This is a genomic window from Desulfurococcus amylolyticus Z-533 (assembly GCF_000513855.1).
Lineage (GTDB): Archaea > Thermoproteota > Thermoprotei_A > Sulfolobales > Desulfurococcaceae > Desulfurococcus > Desulfurococcus amylolyticus.
The window spans coordinates 138,715-159,528 of record NZ_KI911318.1 but is presented as its reverse complement, the minus strand read 5'-3'; the positions used below and the strand labels follow the sequence as shown (position 1 = coordinate 159,528).

Sequence of the window (20,814 nt, the reverse complement as noted above, 5' to 3'; positions counted from 1 at the left end):
TTTCTTATTCCCCCGCTCCGTCCGGCTTCATCCTTCACAACGGAGGTGCTTTGGGTGACCCCGGGCACCCCTGCATACGCTCGTAAAGCCCTCAGCCAGCAGTGAAGGGAAGATAGTTAAATCAGGTGTAAACACCCCGTATACCCATCCAGAGAATACCGGGGGAAGCTGAAGAAACCACACGGGGGAAAAGTAAAAGTAATAGTCATCGAGGAAAAGAAGTAAAGACACCAAGAAGATAAAACACGTCCAAGACATCCAAAAATATTTACAAGAATTCAGAACCCGTGACAGGCTAGCTATATCAGCCGGGCTGGGCCCCATGTATATGTCCCGCATGCTGAGGTCTAACAGGTTCTTGATCACCTCGAACTCTATTATTGTTACAAAATCACTTGGAGTTATTTTACGGTTGTATACTTTCTCGAGATCCTTGAGGAGCTCCTCTACAGAGCTGTATCCATCACCTCTATAAGCATCCCCCTCTGTAAGCTGACACACTCTCTTATAGACGACATTGGTTATCATGGCCTTGGCTACTGGTCTACCACCACCGTGTATGAAGACTTCCTTATATCTCGGGATAACACAACCAAGCCTGATTGTGGACCTCTTTTACCAGCGGGGGTGTGCTCGACAAACCTACCTTTAATCATTATATGGCGCCTGAGATATACCCCACTACATAATAATTGGTTTCTCCACGCAAGCCATCTACATCACTAATAGATGTTATTGGTTTACTGATCCATAAAAGAACTCTACTCACCAGTTATTGGGCAAGCCACCTAGTACTCTATCTCACTCTTCTTCGTTACTAGTGCAGTGATGTATTTCTCTAGTTCTTCTAGTGGTCCATAAGGTATGGATATGAGGGTTGTTCGACCACGGTTACCCATGTTCTTAGTGACAGCGTTGATGACGCCGGTCTTACTTAGGTTTCTGGTGTACTCGTATAGCTGTGTATGAGAGCGCGGTATTTCTCCGTGTATATTGCAGAGTAGCCTGTATTCGTCTTCGACCTCCCCCATTTCCACTTCTTTATCGTTTTTCTTGCGTAGGAGGCGTATTATGCTTAGTAGTAATAATAGCTCGTGAAGGGAGCTGTATTTTAATACATCGTTAATCCTCTCTATTTCCTTGCTTCTATCATGGATCGTTATAGCTTTCCTGACGTGCTCTATGCTGATTCTCCCAGCTCCTTCTTTCTCAGCTATATCTCCAGCTGTAAGTAGTATTGTCAAGGCGTGGCGTGCATTACCCTCGCCGCTCCTGTCTACCCCTTCATATTCAGCGATAAGCTCCAGTAATTTCTCATCATATGCATCCTCATGGAAGGCCAGGCTAGCCCTATACCTCAATATATCAAGTAACTGACTGGAGGTGTATGGCTGTAGTTTTATAATATATCTATTCAGATACGACTCGGTGACAGGGTCGAAGACCCCTATTATATTTGTATCGGTTGACACGAAGACCATGTTCAACCGCTTTGACTCATGGAAGGCTTCGTATGCCCTTGTAATAAAGTATATCGCTTCCTTACCAGCTATATTCACGAAGTAGTGAAAGTCGTCGAATACTATTAAAGTATACCGATCGTCCTCATCCAGGAACGAGATAACAGCATCCATTATCTCCTTCGATGATAATCCCCTATGTGGTACTGAGAGGCCTAGTTGCAAGGCTATATCCCTCACTATACTGAACAAGCTCCTATTCCTATAGCAGTTGACATGAATATAATCGAATGATAAGCCCTTCTCCCTTGCTATGCTCGTTAAATTAGTGGCAAAGGTCCTCATTAACGTCGTCTTACCGGTTCCAACTCTACCTACTATGAGTACTCTCTGAGACATGGAACCCGGGTTCGCTATTAAATGCCTGAAGTAGGAGGCTAATAATTTGAGCTCGTTCTCGCGGTGTGGCAGTGCTTCAGGTATGTATTCCGGCATAAGGCTTTCACGATTCTTAAAGATTGATTGCTTGTTTAACTCATCCTCTATTATTTTTCTTGCATCCCACTTCACCACCTACCTCATCCCCCACGTACTGCGATGCGTGTTCTACAGTGTCCTAGACCTATGTAGACTCTATCATTGATCCCCTCGATAAATAGGCATTCATCTGCTGAGGAAGTATGCACCACACCCCTAGACCTCAGATTCTTTAATACAAGTGCGAAGACGCGCGTACTCAGCTCCCTAACCCCTCGCATCCTAACCCTGATCTTTACCTCTCCAGGTATCTTCAAGCCGTCAATGCATTCGAGTCGTTCCCCCAATACCTCTTGAAGCCCCATGATACAGTGAACAGGTATTATGGTTTCAACGAATCCGTACTCCCTACTTATAGCCCTCCTATATATACTATCGACATCTCTACACCCATAGACCTGGAGAAGCCCCGGAAAACCCGTTTTCTCAACAACCACGCTATTATCGAGGCTGAAGATCACATCCCCTATCTCACGAGCACACCATTCATCGCTCCCGGTTCTACATGTTACCAGCAGAACTACTCTACAAGACATAGTTATCCTCGTAAAGATAAACTGAAAACGGGGTTTATTGCTTTAAAGACTATTTCCCCCTAGGTGTTCGCTCCAGTCATTTTATATGGTTTCATGGTTTCATCTAGGGACGCTCTGCTATAGGATCATCCATTTTAATCACTAGCAATAATTATAATTGATTCACAGGAGACTAGAGGGGATTTAAAACTTTATTTACTATTCACTCGTTATCTAGGATACAGCTAGTTTAAGGGTGCAGCCTTATGGATAGAAGAACCATAACAGGCATCATGTTGCTTGTTACAAGCATTCTAGCCAGCACAGTGTTAACCTATACAATGAACACCAAAGTACCTTTCGACAATGTGTCCTGGCTTACAGAGTATTTGTCAAGGAAGCCAGTACTAAGCGATGCATGTACCGGAATTAATCCGCTCGATAATACATGTAGTTATTTCATAACCTACACATGGTTGTCCGCTAGAATACTCGGGGTCCTAGGACCCTACGGGGCTCTCTCCATCCAAGTCCTCACGTTAATCCTATTATTCTACATGGTTTACAGGTTCTTTAAAGAGCCCGCGATAGCTGGGCTCACTACATTAATCTATGGAACCGCCCCGGTCACAGTGTTCTGGCTGACTCCATCTAATGTCGGTCCACATGTTTTCACTGGTATTCTAATAGCATTATTCCTGCTCACCTTATATAAGACGAGAGAAGTGAGAAGCACTCCTACTGTGCTTCTCACAGGTTTAACCGGGCTTGTACTCCAATTATTTAACCCCATGGGGTGGTTGATCGTTGAAGCCGCATTGATAGGTTTATCAGCAGAATACATAGTTGCACCCCTTAAGCGGGTTGATGTTAAGACAGTGTCATCAATTACTTTATTCACTACGCCACTACTGCTACTCCCATGGCTTAGAAACACTTACTCATTAATACCCCTCTTCACGGGCTCACTGATCTTAGCTACCAGTAAATTACTTGAGGACAGGAATTCCTCCACAGGTACACGCTTGGTGCTAGTAGCCACCGCTATCTCAGCATCCATAGCTTTATCAGCCGCATTAATACAGTTGCTTGGAGGCGGTGATTATACTAGTGTATTTATCAAGCCTTATAACCCGCTAATAGACTATGGGGTATTATGCGCCACGGGGTTATTGGGTTTAATAGTGTTCGCTAGGAGTAGAGTGCTCGAGGAGTTTCCCTCAGTAAGGATCACCATTATATCAGCCACCATAATACTGCTTATAGCATCCCTCTACGATCCAACCCTTGCACTAGCCGAGGCCCTGTTCTCAGCAGTGTTATCAGGATTGGCCCTATACATGGTTACGGATTATGTGTGGAGCCATGGGATCAAGGGTTTCGAGACAATACTATATAGGGTCATCGCCTTAATCATAGTATTGGGCATAATATCTAGTAGCATGCTTCTAGCAGTAGCACAGAATAAGAGCCAACCATATATATACACCTATGATATCCAGGGGTACAGCAATATAGGTACACCGATAAGAAATGAGAGCGCGTGGCTTAATGCGTTAACAGCGTTAAAGCAAGCTATATCTAATACCAGCGTAGACAATATATTAGTGATATCATACTGGGGATATACCTACTGGATCCAGGGCTTCCTAGCTGAATCGCTACCAGCGCCCAGGGTTTACACGTTAGCCCATATATTAGGAGGAGATAGGGGTAAATATATTGTTTCATCAATAATGTTAAGCAATGAGGTTGCTGCATCCAAGATAATAAGTAATGTCACATCAATGATAAACGCTGAGAGGACCTATATAATAATATCATATCTGGCTAGCATTAGAGTAATGATGGGTAATAAAACAAGTAACGCCTACCTTGGACTAGCTGTACCGGTTCAATCACAGAACTATTATGAATATATATACTATGCCGCAGCAGGTGATTTAGCCAGGCTGGTATTATACGCCAGCATCACTAACACTAGCTACGTGGATTACGTGAACATATATAATGCACGTACAGGTTATGAGATACCCCTCGCATGGAACAACAAGGGATCCAATACGTTGCTCGCGCAACTAGCAGTAGACTCACTACATAGGCTGGGTTACACCGTGTATAATGAACTATACAGTTACACACCCTTGTCAAGCAATCTAAATTACTTCAAACCAGTGGCAGTAATTGGTGTACCAGTTATGAATATAACTGGTTTATATAGCGAATACCAGATAATACATGTAGTAGCGGTTTACGAGTTCACTCAACAATAGCCTCGGTGAGAAGAAATGCTAGCTAGGAAGGAATTGCCCGAGATCGGGGAATACGTTATAGCCACGGTTAGGGAAATATACGATTATGGCGCCTATGTCACCCTCGATGAATACGGAGACTTAAAGGCCTTTCTACCATGGAGCGAAGTAGCAACCAAATGGGTTAAGAACATAAGGGATGTCATCAGGGAAGGAGAGAAGATAGTTGTGAAAGTCATCAGAATTGATAGAGCCAGGAAAGAAGTCGATGTCTCATTAAAGAAGGTATCTGATATCGATAAGAGAAAGAAGATGATGTGGTGGAAGCGGTATGTAAAAGCAGCCAAAATAGTCGAACTCGTCGCTGAAAGTCTCGGAAAAACCAAGGAGGCCGCCTATAAAGAAGTAGTATGGAAGCTTGAAGACTCCTATGGAGACCCACTTTACGTCCTCGAAGAAGCAGTACTGAGCGGTAGAGACATCCTGGAGAAAGCCGGGATACCTAGTGAATGGATAGAGCCATTATTAAACGAAGCGAAGAGACATATAAAGGTGAAAGAGGTATCAATACGTGTAAGACTACTACTCCAATCACGCCACCCCGATGGCGTTGAAAGAGTAAGGAAAGTACTTGACGTGATAGCCGAATCCCTTAACTCTGAAAATGTAAAGTTTAAACTCTACTCAGCCGGTGCGCCAAGATACATCCTCGAAGTATACTCCCATGACTATAAAACAGCTGAATCAGTAGTTGAGAAAATACTAAAGAAAGCTGAAGAGGCTAGCAGCGAATATGGTGTAATATTCAAGGGAGAACGTGAGAAAGCATGAACTGGCTACTTAGAAAATGTAGTAAATGTGGTAGGTATACTTTAAGCAGGGATAGATGCCCGTACTGCGGGGGAGAGCTAATAGTACCCCATCCACCACGCTTCAGCCCTATTGATAAATACGTGGAGTACAGGCTCGAGGAAAAACTCTCAAAGGGAATTATCAAGCTAGATGAAAAACCACCATATAAGCCTTGATTCATGGAACTAACAATTTAAAAACCCTGTGCATAATCAAAATTAGTGAAGGATGCCGCCGTAGTATAGCCCGGCCTAGTATGCGGGCCTGTCGAGCCCGTGACCCGGGTTCAAATCCCGGCGGCGGCGCTCGACACCCATCCCTTCTACGTACATTAATAGGGAGGCCTCATCATAATGGATGAGCAGGTATAATGGTTATTAGGTCTAGGTTTAATATTGGTATTCATAATAGTGTTGAACGGGGGTCTGCATTGAGGAGGTACAGCAGGGAGATATTTAGATACATTTTCGAGTACGATGTACTATTAAACACTGTTTCAAAGACACTCATGGCTGCTGCCATTGTTTCCTGGATTATTATAGGTGGGAACTGGCTGTACCTATGGTTTAACTATAGTTATCTATCCCAGCAACAGTTCAACCAATTGATCGCGACCTCACTACTCTACACGCTGTTGTTATCGTTCTCGGTATTGGTAGCATATTCTCTTCCCTACTATGTTCCATCAGCCAGGCCGAAGACGCATAAACGTATAAGTGAGACAAAACTAAGGGATATAATCATTATTGGCTCGCTCATATTGTTAATAATGATCATAGTGGCATACATACTGTTAGGATATTACTATATGAAAGCAGCCATGTAGAAAGATGAACTATCACCTTGAACCTCCTCAGGAAGACTTTTCTTCCTCACTAACCATTAATATATGTCTCAGCGGCTTCACGCATTCCTGTATCATTGCTACGAGTAGCTCGTTAAATGATAGAAGCGCTACATCATTCCTCCTATACTTCTCGCCACTTACTTCACAATCCTTTATAAATAAAACCAGCGTTTTATCACGGTACCTCACCGGAAGGGGGTATAAGAGTTCTTTCTCCAACTTGATAATGTTTTCAACGGCTTTCAAGACGCCTTCATCTATGGTGTCGGCTGGGAGCGGTGAGCCAAGTGCTACTTTAGTTATCCTCAATCTGCTTAAGTATTCAGTATCCAAGGCCATTTTATTAATCATCTCGATAAATAATTCCCTACTCTCAGGGTTTAATAGAGGCAGTTTGAACAGAGATCTCCTGATTAACTCGTTTACTTCATCTAGTCTAATCTTCTGGACAGGGGTACACTTTGATGCCTGTAATTCCTCTTTAATTAAGCGGATATATGTGTTACTCATAGTTTTACCCCAATCCCTGATGAATCCCTTACCTCTACTAGCCCATTGACAGCTAGATATAGAGCATAGGGTGCCTCTAATCTAATTATTTCTCCCTTTCTAAGCCCAATAAATTTATCTAGAACCAGGATCTGAGAAGCATCGACCAAGGGTTTAACCATGACTTCCCCATGGAATGGTGAGAAATCAGTGAAACCCTTTCCTCTTAGATCCACGGTGGGCTCAACCTCTACAACCCTTAACCCGGACTTCATGTTTAAGCTGTTAACGAATCTTGAGAGCCTTGACGTATCCATTGTTACAACCTTATCTACTTTAACACAGTTCTCCCGAATTAATTCATCGAGGGCGCTCTTATTGATTATTAATCCCCTTAAACCCGCTACGCTTTTTTCCTTCACTAGCTTCCTCGATATAGCTAACTCGAGCACCCTTCTTCTCAGGCCATATTCAACTCTGCGGAAAACCACTATATCTTTGTATGATGGGAAGATCCTGTCCACATCTATGTTGCTACATGCCACATAATCCGCTATTAATCGCCTCTGCTCACGTGTTAGAGGCAGTGCCTCCTCATCCATCACTCTTACATGGAATCCCCTGTTACCCGAGAAATATATTTTAACCTTGCTAAACCCGAAGTCCTGCACCAGTATATCACGTAGTTTTAAGGCGTCGCCCCAGGCTTTCAAGATGCACTCCCAGCTCACTGGGGAATATTTCAAAGGTTCCTCGCCTGAGGGACAGGACTCCCCATCATTAATTATTACTCCTGACTTGCTGCAGACTAAATACCTCTGTATGCATCCAGGATACTTGTCAGCATCTATATCGAATATTAACTCCGAGCCCTGCCACCCTTTGGCCTCCATTTCCTCGGCCGAGGGATTGCTGTAGAGGGCTGAAGAATAATACAGGTGGAGAGGTGTTTTCATGGTCTCTATGAAGTTATATAATTGCTCCATATATGGGAAGGATAGGTGCCTGATATACCTGCGATCCTCAAGGCTCTCTAAAGCAATCTCTCTCATATGTAGGTTGCCTGGTTCTTCGAGAGGTCTGAACCTATAGTAGTCCCTTATGACCTTCTTCAAGAAGTCGCTAGTCTTCCCGTGGGGCAACATAAAACACTAGTCTTCCTCCGCCGGGTATCTCGTATGTAAGCTTGAGCGGTGTTCCATCACCGAATTCTATCTCCATTAATTCAGCCGCCTGAGAAGCAACCGATATATCGATAAGATAGTCGATCGTGTATTTAGCCCTTGCATCACTTAGCACCTGGTACTCGATTAACGCACCATCTGAGGCTGAGAGCTCTATTTCAGCCTCAGCTATTTCACTCCTCGATGAGACAGTCAGCTTATCGCTGTCCTTGCTGGCTGAAAACTCGATGGAATCGCTGATGGGCTCTACCTCCCTAACTATGTCTCTAAACAACTTGGGAAGAAGCTTCCCCTTAAACCCTACTTCGAAACTAATCTCCGGTATCTCCTCGTAAGTCATCTCTATGCTTGGCAGGGTAAATCTTCTGACACCCCTACCCTCGAAGACTACGCTTAGCCTGCCGTCTTCTAGCACTTCTAAAACGAGTTCATCACCTCTCCTAGCCCTCTTCAACACCTTGGTCAGATCATCCATTCTTACCCCTACTACAAGTTCCCTTTCCACACTGTACTCTGAAAAAGCCTCCTTCGGTATTGCGAACTCTACAAGTACAACAGTACTGGGATCCATAGCTTTCAATAATAATCCGTCTTCACCGCTAATCCTAAAGTTTGCTTCATCAATAATCTTAGAGATGGATGTTATAGCATATCTCCATGCAACTGCGTCACTAAACTTAAGCCTCATTCGAACCACCTACTATACTTTTACCGTTATCCGAATAAATAAAATTATCAAGTACAGAGGATGCTAAGCATACTCTCTCCAAGTGTAACCGCACTTTGTACACTTAAAGAATCTTGTAGGCGGTTCATCCGCAGCCCTTGTCTGAATCACCCAGTAGTATGCCTCATGCCAACCACATTTCGGACACGTTACTTCCCTTGTAACAGGGAGGTTGACCTCTCCTCCGCTTTCGAGTACAAGGGTTTTCTCACCGGGCTTGTGATCGATTCTCGTGGAAACCTTGAAACCCGATGCCTCGGATGCATCAGCCTCTACTTTGTACCCACATCTAGTACAAATCAGATACAGTTTACCATCCATTTTACGGGGACGCATTAAGCCACCGCATTTCGGACACAACTTGGACATGTGAAACCACCGTCTTGAACCAAGTAGAGATAATCAACGAGTAGCCGTTTAAATATTGATGGGAATAATTGAAAGTATTCAAAAGTGACTAAAAGTATCATTGAGACCCGAATCCTGGATAAAAAAGGTATCACGTTAAACATTAACACGTGTAAATAACAGGGTAGCCGGATGACTCGGTCCCGGGGAGAGAGGTTTTCAACAGTGTATTCCTATACTGCATGTATAACTCCAGTAGGCGTAGCACCGTATCAACCACTCCGCAATAAACTGTTTTTAAAGCCAGGTACTCTGAGCTATTGAATCCTTTCAAACCAGTAAATACCGCGTTAAGTGGGCTACATCCGCATGGTAGTGCGAACCCTAGTTCTTCACGCGTCATCATAGAATCAAGCACATATTTGATGAATAGTGCCGGGGAGCCGGTGACCCTTAGTATTTTTAACTCCTCTAAAAATTTCCCCTATAAGTTGCAAAGACACCGTATCTCTCTGTAACACCATAGACAAGTATACGTGTCTCGCTTTTCCTACTCAACTACCTTCTCCTCTACAAGCCTTCTAAGCTCAGCGAGCGAGTTCTTTAATCCATTTACTATATCCCTTAGTATTGATTCCACGGTATAACCCGGCTTAACTATAATCGTGAACTCAAACATGTTTTTAAGAGGGTGTGGAACCCTGTATGCTGCATATTCTACACCGGGATGTCTTATCGCCTCCTTCGCTAATAGATTACCAAGTGTATGGTCTTCATCATATATTTCTAACACTAATTCTCTCTCACTCCTGGATACAACACGTACCTCCATTTAAAACACCTTTGACCCCTATTCGTTTTGCTGTTTAAAACTCTTAATAAATAAGTCTACTGCATCCCGCCACTCATGCTTTAAAACATATAAGCCTGACTCGTCGACCCCGAGGAGCCCTGCTTCCACTGCGTGATTTATGGCGTCATCTAACTGTAGCCCTGTTATAATGGTTACCGTTATGATGAAATACCTTGCTGCTGTACCCTTCACCCTGCCTCTAATAGCGGTGTTTAATTCACTTATTCTCTCAACTAATTCGAGAATCCTGTTCTTCTCTATATTGGTGTAAATGGTGCCATCCTCGAGTCTGGCCTTATACCCTTGTTTCTCAAGGATTTTCACGAGCACCTCGGGCGGGAAGGTCTTCCTGGTTAATTTAACTATCACGTCAATGCTGAATGCTTGTAAACCCGGCCCACTGACCCCCTTAGCCATCCTTGAATAATTCTTTAACTCAATCCACAGTTTTTTCAGGTCTGTTTCATATCCGTAGGCATCTACTATTAAGCCGTTACTGGTTACCGCGAACTCAACATGCTCTATTGAGGGAACCCTCTCCTTGACAAGCTCGTATAATTTTAAACATTCCTCGCCTCTACATGGAATCCTATATCTCCGCTTAACCAGTGGCAAGCGATCACCTTGAGACGTGTATATAGTTTAAACTGGTTTTACGTTTCTCAATATTCCCGCATGTATTACACACTAATTTATCATTGCTCTTGTAGAGCAGGGAGCCACATACACTGCAATACGCCTCTATAACGCCTAATCCTGGTTCCTTAATGGTTAATTGGTATGGTATAGAATTATTGAGCACCTTAGCCTTAACGAAGTCACCTGGTCTAATGGCCCCTAGAAGGCTCTGTGTAAACTCATTGGATGCCTGCGATACATGTATAATCCCGGAGGCTTCAACTCTTTGCCCTTCTATACTATATATCTTTAGAAAAGCCAGCTCATCAGTCACGGCCTCGACATATGCTTCGACAATGGTTCCCGGCTTAATCAACTCTATGTTTTTCACTTGTCTAACATATACTTGCTTCTTATATCTATCGAAGACCTTTAACCCGAATACCTGGGACCTGATCAAGCCCTTTTCATCAATGTATGCACCTTGGAGAGGCAGTGCCTCCTCCTCTACTGCAAGTGGTTCGCCAGGCATCACTATCTCTTGCATAATTAATCACGCCCTTGTCAGGATAATGAATACTGTTTTAACCCTATATATTCGCCTCCTATGGGTCTCAAACATCATTGGTATTTCAAAGTCCAGTAGCTCATACGAGTCCAGGGTAAACCCGTTGTCCTCGGCCACCTCCCTAGCGATATCCATGAATGCCTCAGAATACTTGTGTATACTATATATGCTTCTAGCCGTCGCCATAGCCCTCCTAAGGAAGACTATGTCCAAGCCCCTGTTTTCAGCGACCACGCCAAAAGGAGGGTTCATCAACACTGTGTCAACATTCTTGAGTCCTAAACGCTCCACGTCGGCATCCACGTAGAGAATCCTGCCCGCCGCACCTGGAAACAAGGATGATACTGTACCTAAACCATATAGTAATATATCTTCATCAATATCTACACAGATAGCTCTACGAGCACCCATCAGTATCGACGCAATAGATATTCTCCCATCGCCACATCCATAATCACCTATCGTCAACCCCTTCACGTCGCCCCTCATATACGCTGTCCAAACCATATGCGCCACTATGCTTGACGGTGTCTGGTATTGCTCAAGCCTCTTCTTCGAGTGCATGTACCAGTTGATCCGTGAGAGAATCAACTCTAGCTCCTTCTTACTCCTAATAAGCCCCATTGCTCACCACGGGTATACATATTTCTCCGAGCCTGTTAGAAGCATCAGGAATTCGCCAGGGGTTAACACCGGCTTATAGAAGTCATCTAAGTCGTCTATGGGGAGCCTCGGGCAACTCGTGACAACATATATGTCGAGATTGAGGGCGTTATCTATGGCTATTAATCGCTCAATACTAAGATACGTTGAGGAAACCTTGTAGACCCTATACCCTTTCTCCAAGGCTTCCCTCTCAAGTTTCTCAATAAGCCAGGGACGATACTGGCCCGGCCTAGACCCAATGATAAGTCCAACCCTAACACCGCTTATCTTAGCCTCGTAGATCTTCAGCAGCCTCTTCCTAAGGGTCTTCTGAGCCTCCTCACTAGCTGACCACACCCTACCCCTGTAGGGATCTAAGACTACTACAGGCTTCCTGGAAACCAGTGCAAGACCTAGGGGATGGAATATCCCACCGGCTATCACGAGGTGAGCATCGACTTTGTCATCCAGTGATGCTACATGTGTATAGAGGCAACCCAGTAGAGGGCTGTGTACCTCATGAATCCTAAACCCATTTGAGCTGAGGTGTTCCACAATAATCCTTCTTATTTTCTCCTCTACAATTGTTGAGGAGATGGAAACACCTATAATCCCCCGTGATCTGAGGTAACTAGTCAGCTCTCCAAGCACCCCCTCACTAATCATTGGACGGGCATAGACGGGTACGTAAACAATGCTTACACCAGGCTTAAACCCATGGTTAAAATACTCTAGATGCCCCAGGTGAATAAGGACGTCGACCCCGAGGGCCTCAGCCTCCTCCACAGGGACATCGCATGCTCCATATCCAGGGCTCGAGGAAAAGAATATTTCAATACCTCTTCCTTCGAAAACACCGGCGACGCATTTATATAAAGGCTTAAAGCCGTCTGGCGCGTGAAGAAGAACCCTTTTCACGCCTTTCTCAACAAGCCTATATAATACATCGAGCTCGATATCATAGAGGCTACATAGGTCCTCCATGAATAACACGCCTTTTAATCCCATTATACCAATGTGGAAGACTTAATATTATTCTACCTGGAAAAACAAGAGTTTCCAAATATAAGGATAACCTAGTTCCCAGGTCCTGTAGAAGAGAACACGCTTAGGGCTTAGCTATAGTGGTGGAAGACCTGGCTTCAATGGTTTAACAATTACTCTCGTCGGTAACGGAAGCTTCGACGCAGCTATTTTTAATGCTTCCTTACCTATCTTAGCATGCTCCGCCTTCACCCTTATCACTATTACCTCCTGCCCTGGGCTTACTCGTGCAGCTGTCCCGATGGGTTTACCAAATGAGAGCCTCATGCCATCCTGTAGACGGTCTGCACCAGCAAAGGCCATCATCTTGTTTTCCCTGATAACGTGGTGAGGATATGGTTTGACTTTAAGGTAAAAGTTGTTCTCGCCGGCATCAACGCTGAGCTTCTTTAAAGCCATTACACGGGCTGCCTCTAACGCGTTATGCCTTATCTGCCCTGCCTCCTCGACGACTAGTGCAAGCTCGTAATCATAGTCCAGTTTTGGATTACCCATCTCAAACTTAGTTATCTTCGGCTGGGGGACGCCTGGAATATACTCTTTCCTCGTATATGGTGGTCCGCTGAAATGCGTGTAGCACCTGGCTGGGCGTATAGGCATATTCTTAATCACCTACCCCTCATTCATGCAATCAGGCTTTATTAACCTTAACCCACCGCTTGTTTATATATCTTGACCCTCAGCCTAAGGATTTAATACTCCCGGGAATCATTAATTATGAATCAGTGCGGGGGTGCCCGAGCTTGGCCAAAGGGGGCGGACTCAAGACGAGCCCAGGGAGAGATCCGCTGGCGTAGGCCTGCGTGGGTTCAAATCCCACCCCCCGCACCTTCCATTACTCCCTGATCCTGGAGCAATCTGTATACGGTTAAAACCCTGGTTGAGATCCCTATTTTTGAGGATGGGTGTTGCTTATGGTGTTTGACAATATCAGGAGTGCTTTAACAAGGTTTCTGAAGGGAGGGGACTACGAGAAATCCGTGGAGGAGTTTATAAGGGAGCTGCAGAAGGAACTCGTAAGAGCCGATGTTAATTTGAAGCTAGCGGTGGAGATCACTAACAGGATAAAGGAGAGAGCCCTTAAATCAGAGCCTCCTCCAGGTATTAGTAGGAGAGAATGGTTTATAACAATAGTCTATGAGGAATTAACCAGGCTCCTAGGTGGTGATAAAAAACCCTCTATAAAGCCGTTGAAGAAGCCGTGGGTTATAATGCTCGTCGGCTTACAGGGTTCTGGTAAAACTACAACGGCCGCTAAACTAGCATACTTCTATAAGCTAGAGGGCTATAAGGTGGGACTAGTAGCGGCAGACACCTTCAGGCCTGCAGCATATACACAGCTTAAACAACTAGGTGAACAGATAGGCGTACCGGTTTATGGTGAGCCAGATAATAATAATGCTGTCTCAATAGCAGTGAAAGGAGTCTCCTTCTTCATTGAAAGGAGAACAGATATTATAATAATAGATACCGCTGGAAGACACCACAAGGAGGAAGACCTCTTAGATGAAATGAGGAAGATAAGTGAGCAGGTTAAACCAGATGAAGTAATACTCGTCATAGATGCATCCATAGGGCAGCAGGCTCATAATATAGCCAAGAAGTTCCATGAAACCACCCCAATAGGCTCTATAATAGTCACGAAGCTTGATGGAACGGCTAAAGGTGGAGGCGCGTTATCAGCAGTAGCGGCAACCAGTGCCATGGTGAAATTTATTGGAACCGGAGAAAAAATAGATGAATTAGAAGTATTCAACCCACCTAGATTCGTCTCGAGAATACTGGGGCTTGGAGATATAGAGAGCCTTGTTGAGAAAGTGAGGAGGCTACAACTAGACTTCACGGAGGAGGATGCTAAAAGACTCATCGAGGGAAAAATAAACATGAGGCTAGTCTACAAGCAACTAGTAAGCCTAAGAAAAATGGGCCCCCTTGCCAAGATAATGCAGATGATACCGGGTCTAGGGGTAAAGCTACCGCTCGAGGTGGATCCAAAACAACTAGAGGTGAAGCTGAGCAAGTGGCTTGCCGCAATAAATTCTATGACCTACGAGGAACTCGAGAACCCGGATATCATAGATAAATCCAGGATCAAGAGGATAGCTTATGGAGCCGGCGTCGAAATCGATGATGTAAGGGAATTACTTAAACAATACGAGCTAATGAAGAAGCTGAGTAAGCAACTACGTAGAAGAGATATATTAAAGAAACTTGGTATCAAACCCGAGGATCTTAAACTAGAAGAGGAGCCTGGTGGAAGCTAGGGATAAGAAGGATTGATGATCATGGAGACCCCTCAACAAAATAGATGTGGAGAACACTGCAGCATCATTGAGACAGCTGCAAAAATTCTCTCAGAATACCCTCTCTGCGATAGATGTCTAGGCCGGGTCTTCGCAAAGAAAGGGATCGAGTTATCCAACGAGGAAAGAGGAAGGGCTATCAAGACTCTACTAGCGATGAAGCTATACGCAGACTACACTAGTGAAATCATTGATGCCGAGTATATCGGTAAAATAGCATCAAACACGGGGGATCCCGTTACAAGGCTATATAGAAAAATAACTGACAGAGAGATCTCCGTTAATCCATGCTATATATGTCTCCACAGGGTATCCAGCGATTATATTGATGAAATAGCTAGGAGAGTAGCAGTGAAACTAAGCGAGTTGAATGCGTCCTCATTCATCATAGGTGTAAAACTGGATAGCGAGGTAGTTAAGAAGGAGCTGGATGTACACGTGTTGGCGGGATTGGAGTCAAGTGAGTCATTGAAAAACGAGTTGAAACGCGAGATAGGTAAGAGAGTGACTCAACTAACAAATATACCACCTGACTTTGATAAGCCGGATGTAGTAGTAATAGTGGATGTAAATAAGGACTTCGATTACTCAATACAGACGCAGGTAAACCCAATACTGTTAAAGGCGATATATTTCAAGAGAGGGCGTAGAATATCCCATGTACCATGGTTCACAAGCAATGGATCCAGGAAATACCCTGAGAGCATACAGGACTTTATAAGGGATAGTATAGCAAGACTCTTCGATGCGCGAGACATTAAAATTCATGCAGCTGGACGGGAAGACGTGGATGCTAGAATGCTTGGTTCCGGGAGACCCTTAGTAATAGAGGTTAAAGAACCCGGGTTCAGGAATGTCGATCTAGACTTGTTAAACTATATACTGGATGATCAATTTATCAAGGTCTCGGTAATAGGGGCCGCAACTAGAAGGGATATTGAGTCTATTAAGGAGGGATCCAGAAAGAGAAGGAAGATATATAGGGTAGCAGTCCTCACCGAGAAGCCAGTATCTGAAGGGGATCTCGAAAAGCTCTCAAGCTTCTTCAAGGAGAGAAGTGTTAAACAAAGAACACCAACGAGGATACTAAGGAGGAAAAAGGATCGTGAGAGGATTAAACGGGTATACCGCATCGAAGTTATCAGTATCTCCTCACGGGTTTTCGAGGCATTAATATATTGCGATGGCGGCTTATATGTTAAGGAACTAGTGCACTGCGACAATGGACGTACTACCCCTTGTTTCAGTGAGATACTGGGGACGCCTGCTTATCCATTAGAACTAGATGTACTTTATATTGAGAAGACATGGGATAAATAACTTTATAAGCTGGTTACAGGGGATTTTAGATATAGCGTGTCCAATGGATGCTTAAGCCTGCAGTATGAAAGGTGGAAAAGATGGTTAAAGCACCAAAGGGGTATAGGCATAGAACCAGGAAGCTCTTCAAGAAGAATGTCAGGGAGAAGGGGTCGATACCGCCTCTAAGCCTAGTGCTAAGAGAGTATAAAGAGGGGGAGAAGGTACACATAGTTATCAATCCATCAGTATACAGGGGAATGCCGTATAGGAGGTTCCATGGAAAAACCGGTGTAGTACTTGGAAAACGTGGAAGAGCCTATATTGTTAAAGTGATGATGGGGGATAAGGAGAAGATATTGTTTATAAGGCCAGAGCACATGAGACCCTTAAACATCCCTCAGGCACAGCAAGCCTGACCCGTAAACATTAATATTCCTAGTGCTTATAACTATATGGTGGTGACCAGTATTGTCGAATACCATAGTATTAAAAGCAATAGAGGAGAAACAGTTGTCAAATAGTGAGGCATACCTGATTCTCAGAAATATAGTGGAGAAGATAAAGGAGGAAACCGGAACAGTACCCCTTCTGCTTTCAAGGGTCTTAGAATACCTTAAAACCCATCATAAAATACCCCCGGAGAAAGCAGGGGAACTCCACGAGCTACTAGCTTCCAAAGGCTTGAAAGATGAAACCATTGTAATGTTAATGAATATCTGTCCCTCCTCGATAGATGAGTTAAGATACCTTATGGAGCTCGAAGAGAAGACTCCAGAGCAAGGCGTCTTAGAAGAGATACTGGCCACCCTAAGCAATTATTGCACTGGTGTAGCCCCTTCCTAATCCTCACCTACATCAAACCTGCTTAAAGGGGATTGTATTGTCACACCGTGATCACAATTTTAGATATAAGAGGCATGGGGAGAGACGCTGGGATGAAAGGCATGAGCCGGCGCTCTATGTTCTAGATTACCTTGAGCTTGGAAACCCCTCTGATCCCCATTATGAACACAGGAACCAGCCTTTCATCCAGGGTATCGGGGTGAAATACTTCTCTCTACTCGAAGCAACCCCCTTACCCGCGGTTAAAATAGAGATACTCGAGAAAATAGACCTTGGATACCCGAGTAAGGTTAAGAGAATCATACATATAGTATACAGTGAGCTCACTAGCGTTGCTAAAACCAATCTACCCGAGGCTCTTAAAAACATAGTACTTGAGAACGAGAAGATATTCGTTGAGTTCTTCAATATAGCTGAGCCAGTCAACATAAGGCTACACGCACTTGAATTGCTCCCCGAGATAGGTAAGAAGACAATGAACCAGATACTCGAGGAGAGAAGCAAGAAGAGGTTTGAGAGCTTCGAGGACATAAAGAAGAGGACTCGTATAGATCCTGTTAAAGCCCTTGTAAACAGGGTCATCAAGGAGTTGATTGGTGGGGAGAAGTACTATTTATTCATAAAATCCCCCGAGCCTAACACGATGTACCTAGGGTACTTGGAGAAACTATATGGGGAGCTATATTAGGCCAGATGAAATGAGTAGACGCGGCCTCCTTTCATGGACTATAAGCATACTCCGCGAGCATGGTTTAAGACCCAGGAGGAAGCTTAGTCAGAACTTCATCGTAGATCCCCGGCTTATAAGGGACTTCATAAGCCATGTAAACCATGCGGAAACCACTGAAATAGGCTGTGGACTAGGTACTTTAACCATTCCATTAAGCAGAGTGGTTCCTAGACTTATATGCATAGAGATCGACGAGAAACTACTGGGTATAGCTGTTAAAAACTTGAATACATCCAACACTCTCTTCATCAATGCTGATGCCACCAAGTACACGGTGTTCTCTAGGCAAGTGGTAGGGAATATACCATACCATGTTACATCCAATATATTGGTTTCAATAGCTAGATCGAATAACGTTGAAAGAGTTGTATTTACGCTTCAAAAAGATGTCGCTGAGAGACTTGTAGCCAAGCCAGGTAGTAAGCAGTATGGTAGGATAACTATTCTACTCAACACATTGTTTAACATAGAAATCACAGGTATATATGGCCCCTCCTCATTCTACCCTGAACCAAAGGTAGGGCACGCAATTATAACTTTAACCAGGCGACGCGTTTTTAACCAGGATGTACTCGCCCTCGAGAAGCTGACCAGGCTATTGTTTACGCAGAGGAGAAGGATAGCTTTAAGGGTTCTCACCAAGTCCCTTGGTATAGGGGAGGACAGCGAGATATATATGTATGCCCGTGAACTACTTGGAGATAAGAGAGTATATGAGGTAAGCGGAGAGGTGTATGCAGCATTAGCGAGAAGACTGAGGGAGAATGGATTACTGTAGGGAGCCTCAAACTAGTATTTAGGGGAAACGTGTACAGGCCTAGCGATGACTCATGGCTCGTAGTAAAGCTACTGGACTCCATTAAACCGAGAGCGGATCTCTGCATGGATCTCGGATGCGGTAGCGGTGTACTGGGACTCCACGCCTTGTTAAAAGGGTACTGTGAAAAAGTTATCTTCATAGACATCGATGAAGATGCTCTCAACACGGTTAGAGAAAACACCGTGTTAAACAATGCAGCTGGGAAAAACATCATCTTATCAAGTGACACGGGTATATCTATAAAGGAGTCATCAATAGATCTAGTCCTAGCCAACCCCCCATACCTGCCTGCATGGAGCGGTAGCATAGAGGATATAGCTACTGAGGGCGGTGCACATGGATACGAGGCAATACTCTACTTCATCAATGTAGCATGGTATGTTCTCAAGCCCGGTGGATTACTAGTGCTTGTTTACTCGTCGCTATCGAATCCACTGGTGGTGGAGGAGTACTTGTCTAAGAAGGGGTTTAGTAGGGTGGCCTCTATAACTAAAAACATGTTTTTTGAAACACTATATAGTGTTGGAGTAGTGAAGAGGCATGCTAAGGATAGTACTAGTGGGTATTGAGGGTCCAGTGAATCTTGGAGTCATAGCTAGAACCTGTGTAAACTTCAACGTTGATGAGCTATACATTGTTAAACCAGTAGCCAGTATCGAGGAGGCTTTAAACTACGCCGCCAGAGGAAAAGACTTCCTGCTTAAAGCCAGAGTCACTGATTCACTCGATGAAGCCATTAAGGGAGTTGACATGGTCGCGGCTACCAGTGATGAAGGATATAGTGCAGGAGACATGCTTAGACAAGCCGTTGATTTAAACGGGTTCGCCGAGAAAATATTCCCGAGAACCAGGAGTGTGGCTATATTATTCGGTAGGGAAAGCACTGGTTTAACACGGGAAGAAATCAGTAAAGCCGATGTCCTGGTCACGATACCAGCAAACCCATCATACCCGGCACTTAATATTAGCCAGGCAGTAGCCATAGTGCTGTGGGAGCTCTGGAAGCAGAGGAGTATTACTGCAATCAATATACCTCCTTTAGCCAGCAAGGAGACGCTGAGGCAATTACTTGATTTAACAGTGGAGATCTCAAAGCTAGTTATGACTACTGAGGAGAAAATAACTAGATCAAGGATCCTATGGAGGAGAATACTCGGCAAAGCGCTTCTTACAGAAAAAGAGGCTGCCTTATTAAGATACTGGCTTCAAAGAGTAAGAAGACATATTTCCTCTAATAAAACCTAAAAACACTACAGTTCTATAGCTAAGGATGAGACCTTGTACAATAGGTTTACGATAAAACCTGTATCGTAACAGGCGGTGCTAGAGACATTGAAGCAACCATTGCGACAAGATTAGCATTTGAGGAATACAACATCGCTATAATAGACATAGATGAAGAAGCAGGTAGGATAAGAGAGAACAAGCTAATCTCGAAAGGTCTTAAAGCGGTATTCATCAAAGCTGGCGTATCCATAGAGCATAATGTGATGAAGGCTGTGGAATACGTATTCAACAAGTATAACTCGATAAATGTTCTCGTGAATAATGCTGGCATAGGATTCACGGGAAGAAGCATAGAAGAACAGACACTTGAAGAATGAAACAGGATAATTAGTGTAAACCTCACCGGGCCATACCTCATAAGTAAACATGTTATTAAATACGTGAAGAACGAATAATACCTTACCCTTATCCAAGTTCTCGTCTTCAATGGACATTTATAGCCGTCAAGTAGCTCCTGTATCAGCTTGGACTGTTGGCTTGACAATAGGTTTTAAGCACTATAGCTACTATAGATACTAAGAGGTCGTCTTGCACAATGACTAATATATTAATATTTTATTAACTAGTATTCAAAAGTCTTTCTAGGTGAA

At 44.0% G+C, this 20,814-nt stretch carries 27 protein-coding genes and 2 tRNA genes; 15 read left to right on the top strand and 14 right to left on the bottom strand.

Annotated elements, in window-relative coordinates:
• Window positions 1–27 precede the first annotated feature (27 nt).
• The 3 genes from SPHMEL_RS07655 to SPHMEL_RS00920 form a co-directional block, all read right to left on the bottom strand.
• A complete protein-coding gene (locus SPHMEL_RS07655) occupies window positions 28–528 on the bottom strand; it encodes an ASCH domain-containing protein (RefSeq protein ID WP_051400969.1) in 501 nt (166 codons plus the stop codon).
• A 260-nt stretch (window positions 529–788) separates the two neighbouring features.
• Window positions 789–2,033, bottom strand: coding sequence for an ORC1-type DNA replication protein (locus SPHMEL_RS00925; protein ID WP_084322059.1), 1,245 nt, complete (start codon window positions 2,031–2,033; stop codon window positions 789–791).
• A gap of 5 nt (window positions 2,034–2,038) precedes the next feature.
• Window positions 2,039–2,533: an RNA-binding protein gene (locus tag SPHMEL_RS00920; RefSeq protein ID WP_042666837.1), complete on the bottom strand. Its 495-nt coding sequence runs from the start codon at window positions 2,531–2,533 to the stop codon at window positions 2,039–2,041.
• A gap of 245 nt (window positions 2,534–2,778) precedes the next feature.
• Here SPHMEL_RS00920 and SPHMEL_RS00915 point away from each other — a divergent pair, with 245 nt between their 5' ends.
• The 5 genes from SPHMEL_RS00915 (at window position 2,779) to SPHMEL_RS00895 (ending at window position 6,442) form a co-directional block, all read left to right on the top strand.
• The gene (locus tag SPHMEL_RS00915) at window positions 2,779–4,785 is read left to right on the top strand and encodes a hypothetical protein (protein ID WP_042666836.1); all 2,007 of its coding nucleotides are present in this window, start codon (window positions 2,779–2,781) and stop codon (window positions 4,783–4,785) included.
• 15 nt (window positions 4,786–4,800) lie between these two features.
• Complete coding sequence (locus tag SPHMEL_RS00910) at window positions 4,801–5,595, top strand: translation initiation factor IF-2 subunit alpha (RefSeq protein WP_042666835.1); 795 nt, start codon at window positions 4,801–4,803, stop codon at window positions 5,593–5,595.
• The gene (locus SPHMEL_RS00905; protein WP_012609090.1) at window positions 5,592–5,792 is read left to right on the top strand and encodes an RNA-protein complex protein Nop10; all 201 of its coding nucleotides are present in this window, start codon (window positions 5,592–5,594) and stop codon (window positions 5,790–5,792) included. Before SPHMEL_RS00910 ends, SPHMEL_RS00905 begins: the two co-directional genes overlap by 4 nt.
• Window positions 5,793–5,846: 54 nt before the next feature.
• A tRNA-Asp gene (locus tag SPHMEL_RS00900) sits at window positions 5,847–5,921 on the top strand.
• A 125-nt stretch (window positions 5,922–6,046) separates the two neighbouring features.
• Window positions 6,047–6,442, top strand: coding sequence for a hypothetical protein (locus tag SPHMEL_RS00895; RefSeq protein ID WP_042666834.1), 396 nt, complete (start codon window positions 6,047–6,049; stop codon window positions 6,440–6,442).
• A 27-nt stretch (window positions 6,443–6,469) separates the two neighbouring features.
• On the opposite strand, the gene SPHMEL_RS00890 is transcribed toward SPHMEL_RS00895, so the two are convergent.
• From SPHMEL_RS00890 to SPHMEL_RS00845, 11 genes are all read right to left on the bottom strand, one after another.
• Complete coding sequence (locus tag SPHMEL_RS00890; protein WP_012609088.1) at window positions 6,470–6,973, bottom strand: hypothetical protein; 504 nt, start codon at window positions 6,971–6,973, stop codon at window positions 6,470–6,472.
• A complete protein-coding gene (locus SPHMEL_RS00885) occupies window positions 6,970–8,097 on the bottom strand; it encodes a DNA primase small subunit domain-containing protein (RefSeq protein ID WP_042666833.1) in 1,128 nt (375 codons plus the stop codon). Before SPHMEL_RS00885 ends, SPHMEL_RS00890 begins: the two co-directional genes overlap by 4 nt.
• Window positions 8,075–8,824: a proliferating cell nuclear antigen (pcna) gene (pcn, locus tag SPHMEL_RS00880; RefSeq protein ID WP_042666832.1), complete on the bottom strand. Its 750-nt coding sequence runs from the start codon at window positions 8,822–8,824 to the stop codon at window positions 8,075–8,077. Before pcn ends, SPHMEL_RS00885 begins: the two co-directional genes overlap by 23 nt.
• Before the next feature lie 63 nt (window positions 8,825–8,887).
• The gene (locus SPHMEL_RS00875; RefSeq protein WP_084322058.1) at window positions 8,888–9,232 is read right to left on the bottom strand and encodes a transcription factor S; all 345 of its coding nucleotides are present in this window, start codon (window positions 9,230–9,232) and stop codon (window positions 8,888–8,890) included.
• A gap of 142 nt (window positions 9,233–9,374) precedes the next feature.
• Window positions 9,375–9,617 carry a hypothetical protein gene (locus SPHMEL_RS07100; RefSeq protein ID WP_012609084.1) on the bottom strand — a complete coding sequence of 81 codons (243 nt, stop codon included), beginning with the start codon at window positions 9,615–9,617 and terminating at the stop codon, window positions 9,375–9,377.
• Between the two features lie 144 nt (window positions 9,618–9,761).
• Window positions 9,762–10,043 carry a DNA-directed RNA polymerase subunit L gene (locus SPHMEL_RS00870; protein ID WP_042666830.1) on the bottom strand — a complete coding sequence of 94 codons (282 nt, stop codon included), beginning with the start codon at window positions 10,041–10,043 and terminating at the stop codon, window positions 9,762–9,764.
• Between the two features lie 18 nt (window positions 10,044–10,061).
• Window positions 10,062–10,679 carry a DUF2067 family protein gene (locus tag SPHMEL_RS00865; RefSeq protein ID WP_012609082.1) on the bottom strand — a complete coding sequence of 206 codons (618 nt, stop codon included), beginning with the start codon at window positions 10,677–10,679 and terminating at the stop codon, window positions 10,062–10,064.
• A gap of 4 nt (window positions 10,680–10,683) precedes the next feature.
• The gene (locus tag SPHMEL_RS00860; RefSeq protein WP_012609081.1) at window positions 10,684–11,229 is read right to left on the bottom strand and encodes an exosome complex RNA-binding protein Csl4; all 546 of its coding nucleotides are present in this window, start codon (window positions 11,227–11,229) and stop codon (window positions 10,684–10,686) included.
• A 6-nt stretch (window positions 11,230–11,235) separates the two neighbouring features.
• On the bottom strand, window positions 11,236–11,874 hold the full coding sequence (locus tag SPHMEL_RS00855; protein WP_012609080.1) for an METTL5 family protein: 639 nt from the start codon (window positions 11,872–11,874) through the stop codon (window positions 11,236–11,238).
• Between the two features lie 3 nt (window positions 11,875–11,877).
• Complete coding sequence (dph2, locus tag SPHMEL_RS00850) at window positions 11,878–12,879, bottom strand: diphthamide biosynthesis enzyme Dph2 (protein WP_042666829.1); 1,002 nt, start codon at window positions 12,877–12,879, stop codon at window positions 11,878–11,880.
• A 135-nt stretch (window positions 12,880–13,014) separates the two neighbouring features.
• Window positions 13,015–13,539, bottom strand: a complete 525-nt coding sequence (locus SPHMEL_RS00845; protein ID WP_042666828.1) for a 50S ribosomal protein L16 — start codon at window positions 13,537–13,539, stop codon at window positions 13,015–13,017.
• Between the two features lie 127 nt (window positions 13,540–13,666).
• Between SPHMEL_RS00845 and SPHMEL_RS00840 the strand changes: the two genes are divergently transcribed.
• The 10 genes from SPHMEL_RS00840 to SPHMEL_RS07095 all read left to right on the top strand — a co-directional run bounded on the left by SPHMEL_RS00840 (window position 13,667) and on the right by SPHMEL_RS07095 (window position 20,541).
• Window positions 13,667–13,767, top strand: a tRNA-Leu gene (locus tag SPHMEL_RS00840).
• 86 nt (window positions 13,768–13,853) lie between these two features.
• Window positions 13,854–15,203, top strand: a complete 1,350-nt coding sequence (locus SPHMEL_RS00835; RefSeq protein ID WP_051400967.1) for a signal recognition particle protein Srp54 — start codon at window positions 13,854–13,856, stop codon at window positions 15,201–15,203.
• A 15-nt stretch (window positions 15,204–15,218) separates the two neighbouring features.
• Window positions 15,219–16,562, top strand: coding sequence for a tRNA pseudouridine(54/55) synthase Pus10 (locus tag SPHMEL_RS00830; protein WP_012609076.1), 1,344 nt, complete (start codon window positions 15,219–15,221; stop codon window positions 16,560–16,562).
• 80 nt (window positions 16,563–16,642) lie between these two features.
• Window positions 16,643–16,960: a 50S ribosomal protein L21e gene (locus SPHMEL_RS00825; RefSeq protein WP_042666827.1), complete on the top strand. Its 318-nt coding sequence runs from the start codon at window positions 16,643–16,645 to the stop codon at window positions 16,958–16,960.
• 52 nt (window positions 16,961–17,012) lie between these two features.
• On the top strand, window positions 17,013–17,387 hold the full coding sequence (locus SPHMEL_RS00820) for an RNA polymerase Rpb4 family protein (RefSeq protein ID WP_012609074.1): 375 nt from the start codon (window positions 17,013–17,015) through the stop codon (window positions 17,385–17,387).
• A gap of 37 nt (window positions 17,388–17,424) precedes the next feature.
• Window positions 17,425–18,075, top strand: coding sequence for a DUF655 domain-containing protein (locus SPHMEL_RS00815; RefSeq protein WP_042666826.1), 651 nt, complete (start codon window positions 17,425–17,427; stop codon window positions 18,073–18,075).
• Window positions 18,059–18,895, top strand: coding sequence for a 16S rRNA (adenine(1518)-N(6)/adenine(1519)-N(6))-dimethyltransferase RsmA (gene rsmA, locus SPHMEL_RS00810; protein WP_042666825.1), 837 nt, complete (start codon window positions 18,059–18,061; stop codon window positions 18,893–18,895). The genes SPHMEL_RS00815 and rsmA overlap by 17 nt, the downstream gene beginning before the upstream one ends.
• Before the next feature lie 29 nt (window positions 18,896–18,924).
• Window positions 18,925–19,506 (top strand): methyltransferase, encoded by a 582-nt coding sequence (locus SPHMEL_RS00805; RefSeq protein WP_042666824.1) that lies wholly within the window; start codon window positions 18,925–18,927, stop codon window positions 19,504–19,506.
• On the top strand, window positions 19,478–20,182 hold the full coding sequence (locus SPHMEL_RS00800) for an RNA methyltransferase (RefSeq protein ID WP_042666823.1): 705 nt from the start codon (window positions 19,478–19,480) through the stop codon (window positions 20,180–20,182). The genes SPHMEL_RS00805 and SPHMEL_RS00800 overlap by 29 nt, the downstream gene beginning before the upstream one ends.
• A 62-nt stretch (window positions 20,183–20,244) precedes the next feature.
• A complete protein-coding gene (locus tag SPHMEL_RS07095) occupies window positions 20,245–20,541 on the top strand; it encodes an SDR family NAD(P)-dependent oxidoreductase (RefSeq protein WP_338033506.1) in 297 nt (98 codons plus the stop codon).
• The last annotated feature ends 273 nt before the right edge of the window (window positions 20,542–20,814 follow it).

What these genes read in the sequence shown, in the direction of transcription:
- SPHMEL_RS07100 (WP_012609084.1), bottom strand. Translation starts at nt 9,617, where the DNA reads ATGATGACGCGTGAAGAACTAGGGTTCGCACTACCATGCGGATGTAGC.
- SPHMEL_RS00890 (WP_012609088.1), bottom strand. Translation starts at nt 6,973, where the DNA reads ATGAGTAACACATATATCCGCTTAATTAAAGAGGAATTACAGGCATCA.
- SPHMEL_RS00870 (WP_042666830.1), bottom strand. Translation starts at nt 10,043, where the DNA reads ATGGAGGTACGTGTTGTATCCAGGAGTGAGAGAGAATTAGTGTTAGAA.
- SPHMEL_RS00875 (WP_084322058.1), bottom strand. Translation starts at nt 9,232, where the DNA reads ATGTCCAAGTTGTGTCCGAAATGCGGTGGCTTAATGCGTCCCCGTAAA.
- SPHMEL_RS00855 (WP_012609080.1), bottom strand. Translation starts at nt 11,874, where the DNA reads ATGGGGCTTATTAGGAGTAAGAAGGAGCTAGAGTTGATTCTCTCACGG.
- SPHMEL_RS00920 (WP_042666837.1), bottom strand. Translation starts at nt 2,533, where the DNA reads ATGTCTTGTAGAGTAGTTCTGCTGGTAACATGTAGAACCGGGAGCGAT.
- SPHMEL_RS00800 (WP_042666823.1), top strand. Translation starts at nt 19,478, where the DNA reads ATGCTAAGGATAGTACTAGTGGGTATTGAGGGTCCAGTGAATCTTGGA.
- SPHMEL_RS00860 (WP_012609081.1), bottom strand. Translation starts at nt 11,229, where the DNA reads ATGCAAGAGATAGTGATGCCTGGCGAACCACTTGCAGTAGAGGAGGAG.
- SPHMEL_RS00885 (WP_042666833.1), bottom strand. Translation starts at nt 8,097, where the DNA reads ATGTTGCCCCACGGGAAGACTAGCGACTTCTTGAAGAAGGTCATAAGG.
- SPHMEL_RS00845 (WP_042666828.1), bottom strand. Translation starts at nt 13,539, where the DNA reads ATGCCTATACGCCCAGCCAGGTGCTACACGCATTTCAGCGGACCACCA.
- SPHMEL_RS00835 (WP_051400967.1), top strand. Translation starts at nt 13,854, where the DNA reads ATGGTGTTTGACAATATCAGGAGTGCTTTAACAAGGTTTCTGAAGGGA.
- pcn (WP_042666832.1), bottom strand. Translation starts at nt 8,824, where the DNA reads ATGAGGCTTAAGTTTAGTGACGCAGTTGCATGGAGATATGCTATAACA.
- SPHMEL_RS00825 (WP_042666827.1), top strand. Translation starts at nt 16,643, where the DNA reads ATGGTTAAAGCACCAAAGGGGTATAGGCATAGAACCAGGAAGCTCTTC.
- rsmA (WP_042666825.1), top strand. Translation starts at nt 18,059, where the DNA reads ATGGGGAGCTATATTAGGCCAGATGAAATGAGTAGACGCGGCCTCCTT.
- SPHMEL_RS07655 (WP_051400969.1), bottom strand. Translation starts at nt 528, where the DNA reads ATGATAACCAATGTCGTCTATAAGAGAGTGTGTCAGCTTACAGAGGGG.
- dph2 (WP_042666829.1), bottom strand. Translation starts at nt 12,879, where the DNA reads ATGGAGGACCTATGTAGCCTCTATGATATCGAGCTCGATGTATTATAT.
- SPHMEL_RS00915 (WP_042666836.1), top strand. Translation starts at nt 2,779, where the DNA reads ATGGATAGAAGAACCATAACAGGCATCATGTTGCTTGTTACAAGCATT.
- SPHMEL_RS00830 (WP_012609076.1), top strand. Translation starts at nt 15,219, where the DNA reads ATGATCATGGAGACCCCTCAACAAAATAGATGTGGAGAACACTGCAGC.
- SPHMEL_RS00910 (WP_042666835.1), top strand. Translation starts at nt 4,801, where the DNA reads ATGCTAGCTAGGAAGGAATTGCCCGAGATCGGGGAATACGTTATAGCC.
- SPHMEL_RS00905 (WP_012609090.1), top strand. Translation starts at nt 5,592, where the DNA reads ATGAACTGGCTACTTAGAAAATGTAGTAAATGTGGTAGGTATACTTTA.